The sequence below is a fragment of the Nocardioides sp. genome, from assembly GCF_035429765.1.
In the GTDB taxonomy this organism is placed as follows: Bacteria; Actinomycetota; Actinomycetes; order Propionibacteriales; family Nocardioidaceae; genus Nocardioides.
Map to the genome: position 1 here is coordinate 19,444 of NZ_DAOMFK010000016.1, position 12,642 is coordinate 32,085.

General features: G+C 73.4%; 9 protein-coding genes. 5 read left to right on the forward strand and 4 right to left on the reverse strand.

Annotated features, from left to right (window positions below; all coding sequences use genetic code 11):
* Positions 1-12: 12 nt before the first annotated feature.
* Positions 13-801 carry an SDR family NAD(P)-dependent oxidoreductase gene (locus tag PLP61_RS03255; RefSeq protein ID WP_324500314.1) on the reverse strand — a complete coding sequence of 263 codons (789 nt, stop codon included), beginning with the start codon at positions 799-801 and terminating at the stop codon, positions 13-15.
* Between the two features lie 23 nt (positions 802-824).
* The gene (locus PLP61_RS03260) at positions 825-2,927 is read right to left on the reverse strand and encodes an elongation factor G-like protein EF-G2 (protein WP_324500316.1); all 2,103 of its coding nucleotides are present in this window, start codon (positions 2,925-2,927) and stop codon (positions 825-827) included.
* Positions 2,928-3,240: 313 nt separating this feature from the next.
* Between PLP61_RS03260 and PLP61_RS03265 the strand changes: the two genes are divergently transcribed.
* Both PLP61_RS03265 and PLP61_RS03270 read left to right on the forward strand, forming a co-directional pair.
* Positions 3,241-4,524, forward strand: a complete 1,284-nt coding sequence (locus tag PLP61_RS03265; RefSeq protein WP_324500318.1) for an HNH endonuclease signature motif containing protein — start codon at positions 3,241-3,243, stop codon at positions 4,522-4,524.
* A gap of 185 nt (positions 4,525-4,709) precedes the next feature.
* Positions 4,710-6,167 (forward strand): NAD-dependent succinate-semialdehyde dehydrogenase, encoded by a 1,458-nt coding sequence (locus PLP61_RS03270; RefSeq protein ID WP_324500320.1) that lies wholly within the window; start codon positions 4,710-4,712, stop codon positions 6,165-6,167.
* 6 nt (positions 6,168-6,173) lie between these two features.
* On the opposite strand, the gene PLP61_RS03275 is transcribed toward PLP61_RS03270, so the two are convergent.
* The gene (locus tag PLP61_RS03275; RefSeq protein WP_324500322.1) at positions 6,174-7,739 is read right to left on the reverse strand and encodes a glycerol-3-phosphate dehydrogenase/oxidase; all 1,566 of its coding nucleotides are present in this window, start codon (positions 7,737-7,739) and stop codon (positions 6,174-6,176) included.
* Positions 7,736-8,347, reverse strand: coding sequence for a TetR/AcrR family transcriptional regulator (locus PLP61_RS03280; protein ID WP_324500324.1), 612 nt, complete (start codon positions 8,345-8,347; stop codon positions 7,736-7,738). Before PLP61_RS03280 ends, PLP61_RS03275 begins: the two co-directional genes overlap by 4 nt.
* Before the next feature lie 17 nt (positions 8,348-8,364).
* On the opposite strand from PLP61_RS03280, the gene PLP61_RS03285 reads away from it, so the two are divergent.
* From PLP61_RS03285 to PLP61_RS03295, 3 genes are all read left to right on the forward strand, one after another.
* The gene (locus tag PLP61_RS03285; RefSeq protein ID WP_324500327.1) at positions 8,365-9,969 is read left to right on the forward strand and encodes an FAD-binding oxidoreductase; all 1,605 of its coding nucleotides are present in this window, start codon (positions 8,365-8,367) and stop codon (positions 9,967-9,969) included.
* A 271-nt stretch (positions 9,970-10,240) separates the two neighbouring features.
* Positions 10,241-11,593 (forward strand): GH1 family beta-glucosidase, encoded by a 1,353-nt coding sequence (locus PLP61_RS03290; RefSeq protein ID WP_502888930.1) that lies wholly within the window; start codon positions 10,241-10,243, stop codon positions 11,591-11,593.
* Positions 11,594-11,633: 40 nt separating this feature from the next.
* The coding region (locus PLP61_RS03295) for a hypothetical protein (protein ID WP_324500330.1) at positions 11,634-12,642 on the forward strand (1,009 nt) is incomplete at its 3' end.

The following is a 12,642-nucleotide window of genomic DNA, read 5'->3' on the forward strand; positions in this document are numbered from 1 at the left end:
GGCTGCTCGGGGTCAGCCGCGCTCCTCGGCGATGCTGTTCCCCCCGTCCACGACCAGGCACTGCCCGGTGAGGTACGACGCGGCCGGGGCGGCCAGGAACGCGATCACCGCGGCCACCTCCTCCGGCTCCGCGCTGCGTCCGAGCGGGGTCGCCGCCCCCTGGGCCACCTCGTGAGGGGTCTGCGAGCCGGTCCGGACCCAGCCCGGGGCCACCGCGTTCACGCAGATGCCGCGGCCGGCCACGTCGACCGCGAGGGCGCGGGTCAGCCCGACGAGCCCGGCCTTCGCCGCGGCGTACCCGGGGTTGGCGCGCATCGCCATCACCGGCCCGGTGACGCTGGCGACCATCACGACCCGGCCGCCCTCGCCCATCAGCGGCAGGGCGGCCCGGGTGAGGAGGAACGCGGTGCCGAGGTTGCGTGCGACGACCTGCTCCCAGCGCGCAGGGTCGACGGACTCGAGCTGACCGTCGTCCTCGGTCGGGGAGTCCACCGTCGCCATGCCGGCGTTGTTGACGAGGATATCCAGCCGACCGTGCTCCGCACCGATCCCGGCCGCCACCGCGCCCGTGGCGACCGGGTCGGTCAGGTCGGCCACCACACCCCTCGCCGCGCGCCCGGTGTCCTCTCGGAGCTCCTGGGCGCGCTGATGGATGCGGTCGGTGGTCGAGGCCACCACGAGCGTGGCTCCCCGGCGGGCGAGGAGCCGTGCGGTGGCCATGCCGATGCCGGTCGGGCTCCCGGCCCCGGTGACCAGGGCGACCTTCCCCGAGAGGTCGAACGGGTCGGTGAGGAGGGGCATCCTGCCTCCCGGGGACGGCACCGTCAGCGGGTCTCGCGCGGGGTCACGGTGCGCGCAACGTCCTCGGGCATCGGCTCGTAGTGGGCGAAGGTGCGGGTGAAGGTGCCCGCGCCGTGGCTGGAGGACCGCAGGTCGATGGAGTAGCGCACCAGCTCGGTCTGCGGCACCTCCGCGCGGACCACGGTCCGGTCCTCGCCGACCTTGTCGGTGCCGAGCAGTCGGCCCCGCCGGGAGGAGAGGTCCGACATCGTCGCCCCGATCAGGTCGTCGGGAACGACCACGGACACCGTGTCGTAGGGCTCGAGCATGGTCACCGTGGTGGCCGCCGCGGCTTCTCGCAGCGCGAGCGCGCCGGCCATCTGGAAGGCCATGTCGGAGGAGTCCACGCTGTGCGCCTTGCCGTCGGTCAGGGTGACCCGCAGGTCCACGACCGGGTAGCCGTGGCGGACGCCGCGCTCCATCTGGGCACGGACTCCCTTCTCCACCGACGGGATGAAGTTGCGCGGGATGGCACCGCCCACGACCTTGTCCACGAACTCGAACCCGGAGCCCTCGGGCAGCGGCTCGACCTCGATGTCGCACACGGCGTACTGCCCGTGCCCCCCGGACTGCTTGACGTGGCGTCCGTGGCCCTTGGCCGACCCGGCGAAGGTCTCTCGCAGCGAGACCAGGAAGGGCACCTGGTCGACGTTCACCGAGTAGCGCGACACGAGCCGCTCGAGCACCACGTCGGCATGGGCCTCGCCCATGCACCACAGCACCAGCTGGTGGGTCTCGGCGTTGTTCTCGATGCGCAGGCTGGGGTCCTCGGCCGCGATCCGCGACAGCGCCGAGGACAGCTTGTCCTCGTCGGCCTTCGAGCGTGGCTCGATGGCCACCGGCAGCAGGGGCTCCGGCATGCTCCACGGTCGCAGCACCCGTGGTTCCTCGATCGAGGAAAGGGTGTCGCCGGTCTCGGCGCGGGTCAGCCGGCCGATGGCGCACAGGTCGCCCGCGACCACCCGGCCGGTCGGCACCTGGGTGCGGCCGAACGCGTAGGACAGGGCGCCGATCCGCTCGTCCTCGTCGTGGTCCTCGTGCCCGGAGCCCTCACCGAAGAAGGAGGTGAAGTGGCCCGACACGTGGACCGTCGCGTCCGGCTCCAGGGCCCCGGAGAAGACCCGCACCAGGCTCAGCCGGCCCACGTAGGGGTCGCTGGTGGTCTTGACGATCTCGGCCACGAGCGGGCCCGCCGGGTCGCAGGAGACCGGCGCGGCCTCGCCGCCGGCGGGGGTGAACACGTCGGGCGGGACGTGCTCGGGCGGCGCGGGGAAGGCGCGTACGGCGAGGTCGAGCAGCTCGGCGCAGCCCACGCCGGTGACCGAGCAGACCGGGACCACGGGGTGGAAGCTCGCCTTGGCAACCGCGCGCTCCAGGTCGGCCACCAGGATCTCCTCGGCGATCTCCTCGCCGCCCAGGTAGCGGTCCATGAGGGTCTCGTCCTCGGACTCCTCGATCACCGCCTCGATGAGCGAGCCGCGCATCTCGTCGTCGGTGTGCTCGCTGGGCGAGAGCAGCCCGGCCAGGGCCGTCACCTCCTCGCCCTGTCGAACCGGCAGGTACAGCGGCAGCACGGTGTCGCCGAAGGCGGCCTGCGCCTGGGAGAGGACGCCGTCGTAGTCGGCCCGCGCCTGGTCGAGCTTGGTGATCACGACCCCGCGGGGCATGCCCACCTCGGCGCACTCACGCCACAGCGCGCGGGTACCGTCGTCGACCCCCTCGTTGGCGGCGATGACGAACAGGGCGCAGTCGGCGGCGCGCAGTCCGGCGCGCAGCTCGCCGACGAAGTCGGCGTACCCCGGGGTGTCGATCAGGTTGACCTTCACACCCCGGTGGACCAGCGGGGCCAGGGCCAGGGAGATGGAGCGTCCGTGGGACTGCTCGGCCTCCTCGAAGTCGCAGACAGTGGTGCCTTCACGCACCGATCCCGCCCGGGGGATGGCCCCGGCGGAGGCGAGCAGTGTCTCGACCAAGGTGGTCTTCCCCGATCCGCCCGGTCCGATGAGCACCACATTTCGGATCAGGTCGGGGCTGCTCGCCTCGAGATCTTGGCCGGCTGGTCTACGGTCCTTCGCCTTGTCTGCCATGGGTCCCAAACAACTCCAGATCGGCGGTCAGCACAAGGGGGCGCGACGGATTCGTGGGGTCCGGTGGGTCACACCGGGTGAGGTGCGCCGGATGCGGGGCAGCACCCCGGGCTCGCGACGGCGTGGAGACCTCGCTGGGAAGAAGTAATCAACACATTGTTCGAAAAGTGTTGACTGCTGGCGAGTGGGCCGGTAGCCTTGACCACAAGCGCTCGCTGGCAGCGCCGGGCTTTCTCCAGAGCATTCCTGGCTCGCACTCACCTCGCATCCGCCCGTTCGGTTCTCGATACCCCTGTGCGAGAGGAGGCCCGGGATGGCCCACCCGATTCTCGAGGCCACCTGCGCGGTGGGCACGGCGTTGAAGTCGGTGGCCTCGGTGAACCCGACCTTCATGACCACCTCGGAGAAGGCGCAGGCGCTGGTGGAGCTGGCCGCGCTGGAGGGTCGGCTGGCCGAGCTCAGGCTCCGGGTGATGGCTTCGGCCGGCGATGTCGCGGAGACCACGGCCGCCAAGGACCCCGCCGAGTGGCTTGCCCACCGCACCCGGCGTCGGTACGAGGACGCCCGCGCCGACCACCAGCTCGCCCTGGCCCTGGACCGCCGCTTCCCCGCGCTCGCCTCCGCCGTCCGTGACGGAGAGGCGAACCTGGCCCAGGCCCAGGTGATCGCCCGGTCGCTGGACCGGCTGCCGGGGGACACTCCCGATGAGCTGGTGGCCAAGGCCGAGGAGACCCTGGTGGGGCACGCCGCGACGTTCGGCCCGCGGCAGCTGGCCCGGCTCGGCAGCAGGATCCTTGACGTCATCGCCCCCGAGATCGCCGACGCCGCCGAAGCCAGGCGGCTCACCGCCCTCGAGGAGGCCGGGCACCGCAGGACCCGGCTCACATTGCGCCGCCTCGGCGACGGAACCACCCGGCTGTCCGGGCTCCTTCCCGACGCGGCGGCGACCCGCCTGGCCACCTATCTCGAGGCGTTCACCAACCCGAGCCGGAACGCCGAGCTGCCGGTCGATGACACGGTCGCTGCGCGCAACGCCGCAGGTGACCCGCTTGCGCGGTTGCCCTACCCCCGGCGGCTCGGTGAGGCATTCCTCCAGCTCTTGGAGGTTGTTGATCCCCGGCGCCTGCCGCTGCACGCCGGCGACGCCACCACGATCGTCGTCACCATCGACGTCGGCACGCTCCGGCGAGACCTGGGCACCGCCGAGATCATCGGCGCCAGCCACGTGCCCGGCAGCGACGAGGGCAGCCTCCTCACCGCCGGTGAGGCGCGACGCCTCGCCTGCACCGCGGGCCTGATCCCCGTCGTCCTCGGTGGCGACTCGGAGCTCCTCGACCTGGGCCGCACCAAGCGCCTCTTCCAGCCTCAACAGCGCAAGGCGATGCTGCACCGCGACAAGCAGTGCCGTGCGGAGGGCTGCACGGTTCCGGGTGGCTGGTGCGAAGCGCACCACTGGTCGCCCTGGCGCCGCGACGGCACGACCGACCTCGCCAACGGCGTTCTGCTCTGCCACCACCACCACACCCGGGTCCACGACCGCGCCTACCGCGCCGAACGGCTGCCCAGCGGCGATGTCCGCTTCCACCGGCGGACCTAGTCGACGCTCCCGACAGCGGAAGGCCCGAAATGAGAACCGGCCTCCTCGCTGCATGGGGTCAGCGAGGAGGCCGGTGATTCGGGGGGGCTACCCGGGTGAACCGGGCCTGCTCCACCAACTATGGTAGCCCAGTCTCTGGCTGTCCCAAGAATCCCGACATCGGCGTGGCGAAAGGCGTGAACCCCATGAGTGGTCTGGACCTGCTGGCCCCGGACCGGCGAGCCCTGTTCATCGGGGGCCGCTGGCGCGAGGCTGCCAGTGGCAAGCGCTTCTCGGTGCTCGACCCGGCCGACGGCTCCACGCTCACCGACGTCGCCGACGGGGGGGCGGAGGATGCCCTGGCCGCCCTGGCCGCCGCCGCGGGCGCGCAGGCCGACTGGGCCCGGACCGCGCCGCGGGACCGCGGCGAGATCCTCCGCCGCGCCTTCGAGCTGGTGGTCGAGCGGGCCGACGACTTCGCCGAGCTGGTCAGCCTGGAGATGGGCAAGACGCTGGCCGAGGCCAAGGGCGAGGTGCTGTACGGCGCGGAGTTCCTCCGCTGGTTCAGCGAGGAGGCGGTCCGCGTCCACGGACGCTGGATGCAGGCGCCCGCCGGCGGCAGCCGGCTGCTGACCGTGCGCAAGCCCGTCGGACCGTGCCTGTTCATCACGCCCTGGAACTTCCCGCTGGCCATGGGCACCCGCAAGATCGGGCCGGCGGTGGCCGCGGGCTGCACGATGATCGTCAAACCGGCCGAGCTCACCCCGCTGTCGATGCTGGCCCTGGCGGGGGTCATGCAGGAGGCCGGCCTGCCCGACGGCGTGCTCAACGTCGTCACCACGCACCACTCCGCCGTGCTCTCGGAAACCCTGATGGCAGACCGCAGGCTGCGCAAGGTCAGCTTCACCGGGTCGACCACGGTCGGCAAGGTCCTGGTCCGCCAGTCGGCGGGCGAGCTGCAGCGGATGAGCATGGAGCTCGGCGGCAACGCCCCCTTCATCGTCTTCGACGACGCCGACGTCGACGCCGCGGTCGACGGGGCGATGATCGCCAAGATGCGCAACATGGGGGAGGCGTGCACCGCGGCCAACCGCTTCCTGGTCCAGGAGGGCGTGGCCACGCTGTTCGCCGAGAAGCTGGCGGCCCGGATGGGCGCGCTCACCGTCGGCCGCGGCCAGGACGCCGGCGTGGACGTCGGGCCGCTGATCGACGCCAAGGCGGTGGAGTCGGTGCAGAAGCTGGTCAACGACGCGGTCGTCGAGGGGGCGCGGATCGTGGTCGGCGGCTCCGCGCCCGAGGGGCCGGGCACGTTCTTCCAGCCCACCGTGCTGCTGGACGTGCCCTCGGAGGCGGAGATCAACGTCCAGGAGATCTTCGGCCCGGTGGCGCCCATCACGGTGTTCACCACCGAGGAGGAGGCGGTGGCTCGGGCCAACGCGACGGAGTATGGGCTGTCCTCCTACGTCTACACCCGCGACCTGGCCCGGGCGATCCGGATGGCCGAGACGCTGGAGTACGGCATGGTCGGCATCAACACCGGGCTGGTGTCGAACGCGGCGGCGCCGTTCGGCGGGGTCAAGCACTCCGGCTTCGGCCGGGAGGGTGGCTTCGAGGGTATCGAGGAGTACCTCGACACGACGTACGTCGCGATCCCGGTCTCCTGACCCGGCTCAGCCGGGCCGACCGCCGGGGACCACCGCACGTGCCCCCTCGGTGACGCTTCTGCCGAGGGCCAGGGCCCGCTCGGCGGCGGGTACGGCGCGGGCGCGGTCCTGCGGGACCAGCCCGACGCGGGTACGACGGTCGAGCAGGTCGGCCACGTCGGCAGCCCCCTCGTGGGTGACTCCGAAGACCAGCTCGGCCAGAGTGACCGGCGTCGAGGTGACGACCGGGGCGAGCAGCTCGTGGTCGCTGAGCCCGGTCACCTCCCGTGCGGAGGCGAGCACCTGCTCGGCCTCGGTGCCGTAGCGGCGGACCAGGTGGGTGGGGGCGTCCAGCGCGGTGAGTCGCACGCGCGGGGCCGCGCCCAGCAGCGGCAGCTCGCGGGTCCGGCACGGGCCGGCCGGCAGGCCGCACGCGTCAACCGCGTCCTCGGCCATCCGCCGGTAGGTGGTGAGCTTGCCCCCCACCACGCTGACCACGCCGCTCGGGGACCGCAGCACCGCGTGCCGCCGGGACAGGTCGGCGGTGCTGCCGTCGCCGCCGGCGAGCAGCGGACGGAGCCCCGCGAAGGCGGCCGCTACGTCACTGCGGCGCAGCGGGTGGGCGAACGCCGCGCCCACGACCTCGAGCAGGAACCGGATCTCGGCCTCCGACGGCTCGGGCACGTCGGGGACGGCATCTCCCGCCGGCTCGTCGGTCAGCCCGACGAAGAAGCCGCCGTCGGGACGAGGCAGCACGAACGTGTAGCGGTTGGTCTCCCCCGGGACGGGCACGGCGACCGCGACCCGGAGCCCGGGCAGGGTCTCCGCGCGCAGCACCAGGTGGGTGCCCCGGCTCGGCCGGAGCACCACGTCCTCGGCCAGTCCCGCTGCCCACACACCGGTGGCGTTGACCACGGCTCGGGTCCGCACCTGCCGCTCCTCCCCGGTCAGCTCATCACGCAGCCGTACGCCGCTGCGGGTGGCCGACAGCACCCGGGCGCGGGTGCGCACCTGCGCGCCGTGCGCCGCGGCGGTGCGGGCGACCGAGACCACCAGACGCGCGTCGTCCTCCAGCTGGCCGTCCCACGACAGCAGCCCGCCCCGCAGACCGGCGCCACGCAGCCCGGGGGCGAGAGCGAGGGCCTCGGTGGCCGACACCCGCCGTGGCCGGGGCAGGGTGGTCGCGCTGGTGCGCGCCGCGCGCCGTAGCAGGTCGCCGCCCTCGAGCCCGGCAGCCGTGACCCTGGCCTGCACCGGAGAGACCATGTCGCCGAGCGGAATCAGCATCGGCAGCGCCCGGGTGAGGTGGGGGGCGATCACGTCCATGAGCAGCCCGCGCTCCACGGCGCTCTCGTAGGCGACCGCGACCTGACCCTTCGCCAGGTACCGCAGCCCGCCGTGGACCAGCTTGGACGACCAGCGTGAGGTGCCGAAAGCCAGGTCGTGGGCATCCACTGCGAGGACCGAGAGCCCCCGCGTGACGGCATCGAGGGCGACCCCGGCGCCGGTGATCCCCAGCCCCACCACCACCAGGTCGACCGAGGACGGCACCCCGAGGAGTCCCGGGCGGATCGTCGTACCGACGGCGGTCATGGCCGCAGCCCCCTCTCGAGCAGGGTGACCAGCTCGTCGGACAGGGCGTCCTCACCGACCAGGTCGTCGACCATGGTGTGCCCGGAGAGCACGTAGCCGTGCACGGCCAGCAGCAGCACGCGCGCCACGGTGACCGGGTCGCCGGCTCGCAGGGATCCGGAGCTCTGTCCCCGATCGATCCGCTCGGTCAGCAGATCCAGGATCGCGTCCTGGGACCGTCCCCTGCGGGCCAGCAGGTAGGGCAGCAGCAGCTCGGGGTCGAGCTCCACGATCCGGACGAACAGCTCGTTGTCGCGCAGCGCCCGACCGGTCGCCACGACCGCGTGGGCGAGCCGGTGCGCCTCGTCCCCCTGGGCCGGCTCGGCCGCCAGGGCGGCGGCCACCACGCCGGCCCACTCCCGGGTCATCAGGTCGCCGAGCAGCTGGGACATGTCGGACCAGGTGCGGTAGATCGTCATCCGGCTCACCCCGGCCCGCCGGGCCACCTCGGTGAGCGTGGTGCGGCGCCAGCCGACGTCGAGGATGCACTCGCGGGCCGCGTCGAGGTGGACGTCGCGCGCAGTCCGCTCCACGGTCGCCGTCGACATGTTGTGACGAAGTGACGTCATGTGTCACACTGTAACACATGACCGGATCTGAGTCTGCCGCCCCGAGCCCGCTGCCCCTCGGAGAGATGCATCCGACCCGCTGGGGGGACCCGGCCGCCGCCACCACGCTCCCCGAGCCGACCCGGGGACTGCTCGAGCTGGCGTTCCGGCTCGAGGACCGTGCCGCCGTTGCCGAGGGTGTGCTCCCTGCCTCCACCGTGCCCGCTGCGGCCGCCGCCGACCTGGAGGCGGCCGTCGGCGCCGACCACGTGCTGCGCGACGACCTCAGCAGACGCCTGCGCACCCGCGGCAAGTCCACCCCCGACCTCATCCGGGCCCGCGCCGGGGACCTGTCGGACGCCCCTGACGTCGTGGTCCGACCGGTGGACGCGGCGCAGGTCGAAGCGGTGCTCGACGTGGCCCGGCGGCACCACCTCGCCGTGGTGACCTTCGGCGGAGGGACTGCGGTCACCGGGGGGCTGGTCGCGCAGCGCGAGGGGTACGCCGGCGTGGTCTCGCTCGACCTCGTGCGGATGAAGCGGCTGCTGGCCGTCGACCCGGTGTCGATGACCGCCACCCTGGAGCCCGGTCTGCGCGGCCCCGAGGCCGAGGCTCTGCTGGCAGAGCACGGGCTGACGCTGGGGCACTTCCCGCAGTCCTTCGAGTACGCCACCATCGGCGGCTTCGCGGCCACCCGGTCCTCCGGTCAGTCCAGCGCCGGCTACGGACGGTTCGACGCGTTGGTGGTGGGACTCGACGTGGTCACGCCCGTCGGGCAGCTGCACCTGGGGACCGCGCCCGCGAGCGCCGCCGGCCCCGACCTGCGTCAGCTCTTCTTGGGGTCGGAGGGCTGCTTCGGGGTGATCACCGCCGTCACCGTGCGGGTACGCCACCTGCCGTCGGCGGCGGCGTACGAGGGCTGGGGGTGGGCGTCCTTCGCCGCCGGCACCACGGCCGTGCGCGCGCTGGCGCAGTCCGGGCTGCTGCCCACGGTCGTCCGGCTCTCCGACGAGACCGAGACCGCGCTCAACCTGGCCCGGCCGGACCAGATCGGGGCGGCGTCGACGCCGGGATGCCTGATGGTCGTCGGGATCGAGGGGGACCCCGAGGCGGTGCGCACGCGCCGGGCCGCGGTGACCGAGGTGCTCACCCGGCTCGGCGGCACCTCGCTGGGGGAGGAGCCCGGTCGCGCCTGGGAGCACGGCCGCTACCGGGCGCCGTACCTCCGCGACGCCCTGCTCGACGTCGGGGTGCTGGTCGAGACGCTGGAGACCGCCACCTTCTGGTCGAACGTGGAGCGTCTGCACGCCGCGGTCCGTGCGGCGCTCGAGGAGCACCTGCCGGGGCCGACGATGGTGCTCTGCCACGTCTCGCACGTCTACGAGACCGGGGCGTCGCTCTACTTCACGGTGGCCACCCAGGAGGGCGCCACGCCGCTGGAGACCTGGCGTGCGGCCAAGGCCGCGGCGACCGACGCGATGGTCGAGGCGGGCGGCACGATCACCCACCACCACGCGGTCGGCACCGACCACCGGCCCTGGCTGGAGCGGGAGATCGGCCCGGTCGGCGTCACGGTGCTCCGTGCCGTCAAGCAGGCCCTCGACCCGGACGGCCTGCTCAACCCCGGCGTCCTCGTCCCCTGACCCGGCGCAGGCACGCTCAGCCGCCACCCTCGTACGCCGACACTCAGCCGCCGACACCCCGTACGCCGACCGCCCCGAGGCGCGACGCCGAGCCATTCGTGCCGGGTCACGTGGGGGGATCGGCAGCCGGGCGGCGCGGGGGCCGATATCGTCGGGGTGAGGACCGGCGGGGGGATGGCCGGTGGGGGACGACCAGTGGGGTGGCCCCGGTGAGGGCTGTGGTGAGGGAGGCAATCGGGTGGACTCGACGAGCTCGGGCAACGGGCCGCGGGTGAACAAGGGTGAGACCGGGGGTGACCTGCCGGTGCTTCCCGAGGGGTTCCGCTTCGGCACCAGCACCGCGGCGTACCAGATCGAGGGAGCGGCCGACGCGGACGGCAAGGGCCCCAGCATCTGGGACACCTTCAGCCACACGCCGGGGCGGATCATCGACGGCTCGACCGGGGATGTCGCCTGCGACCACTACCACCGCTACCGCGAGGACGTCGCGCTGATGAAGCGGCTGGGCGCCGGCGGCTACCGCTTCTCGGTCTCCTGGCCGCGCGTGCAGCCCACCGGCCGCGGCCCGGTGAACGAGGCCGGCCTGGACTTCTACGACCGGCTGGTCGACGAGCTGCTGGCCAACGACGTGCAGCCGATGGTCACGCTCTACCACTGGGACCTGCCCCAGGCGCTGGAGGACGTGGGGGGCTGGCTGGACCGTGACACCGCCGACCGCTTCGCGGAGTACGCCGCGGTGGTGGGCGGCCGCCTGGCGGACCGGGTCGAGCACTGGATCCCCGTCAACGAGCCCAACGTGGTCACCATGCTCGGGTACGCCCAGGGCACCCACGCGCCCGGCCGGACCCTGATGTTCGAGGCGCTCCCGGTGGCCCACCACGTGCTGCTCGCGCACGGCAAGGCCGCGATCGCGCTGCGCCAGGCCGGCGCGGCCAGCGTGGGCTGCGCCAACAACCACGCGCCGATGTGGCCGGCGAGCGACGACGACGCCGACGTGGGGGCGACCAAGCTCTTCGACGCGCTGTGGAACGGGATGTTCATCGAGCCGATGCTGCTCGGCCGTTACCCGGTCGACCTCGCACCGCTGCTGGAGGACGCCGTCGAGCCGGGCGACCTCGCCACGATCCGCCAGCCGCTGGACTTCTACGGGGTCAACTACTACAACCCGATGAAGGTGGGCGCGGCCCCCGAGGACGCCGAGATCCCCTTCGAGCAGCGGCCGGTCGTCGGCTACCCGACGACCGACTTCGGCTGGCCGGTAGTCCCGGAGTCCCTGCGCGAGTGGCTGATCACGATGCGGGCCCGCTACCGGGCGGCGCTGCCGCCGATCATGATCACCGAGTCCGGCTGCTCCTACGCCATGGGACCCGACGAGCACGGGGTCGTGGACGACCAGCCGCGCATCGACTACCTGGACGCCCACCTGCGGGCGGTGGCGGAGGCGATCAAGGTGGGCGTCGACGTGCGCGGCTACTACACCTGGAGCCTGATGGACAACTTCGAGTGGGCCGAGGGGCTCACCCAGCGGTTCGGCCTCGTGCACGTGGACTACGACACGCAGGTGCGCACCCCGAAGCGGTCCTTCGACTGGTTCGCGCAGGTGGTCGCGGCGCACCGGCGCTGAGCCCACCGCCCCGTAGTCTGGCGCCCCGTAGTCTGGCGCCATGTGGAGCAGGCGGCCGGAGCGCGCCCGTGCGGCCGATCGGCCGGCCAGCCCCGCCCCGCGCGACCCCCTGCGGCTGATCGACGAGCAGCCGTCCCCGGTCCTCGCGCTGGTCCACCCGGAGCTCCTCGACCAGACCCCTCGCCTGCCCGCCGGGACCACGGTGGTGGCCCTTCCCTGCACCGAGCTGCCCGAGCCCGCGCCGTGGGGCACGGTGCTGCTGATGGCGCCCGACCGCGACGCCCTGCAGCGCCTGGTGCCGCTGCTCCCGCGGTTGCGTCGGGCCCGGACGGTGGGCATCCACCTCGGCTACGCCCACGAGGTGGTGCCCTTGACGCCGCTGGCCCGCTGGGAGCGCGAGTGGGGGCCGCAGGCCATGGTGACCTCCCGGCGCCGGGGGACCGAGTTCGTCAACCTGGCCCGGTTCACCGCGGGGGTGAACCCGCGGGCCGTGCTCGCCGAGTTCGCCAGGCAGGCCGTACGCCGGTCGCTGACGCCGCACCAGGGGCTCCGGGTGGCCGTCCACCCGCCTGCCATGGCGCCGCCCGGCGAGGTCCACGCGCTAAGTGTGGCTGACCTCGCGGACGCCGGTGACGACGCGCGCGACGTCCCCCCCGACGTGGTGATCTCGAGGGAGCACCCGGGATCGCCGCTGCCGGCCCACCACGTGACCGGCCGGGCGCCGGTGTTGGTCGACGACCGGGCGGGCCCGCTCGCGCTGGGTCCCCTGGACGAGCGGATCCTCAACCCGCAGGGCTTCGAGCGCGCGCCCACCGAGCCGCTGGTCCCGCTGGTGGAGTCCGGGGGGACGCTGCTGCTGCGCGTGCCCGAGGGGGATCTGTCCACCAGCGCCGGGCGCGGGGCCACCGAGCAGATGGTGCGTGCGCTGCGCCCGCACCTGGGTGCGGAGGTGACCTGGCCGGCCGAGCCGAGCCCGGGCCTGGCGCGCACCGTCGCCGGCCTGGCCATGGCCGGGGTCCCGCTGGTCTGCGCCGCCCCGCCGACCTGGG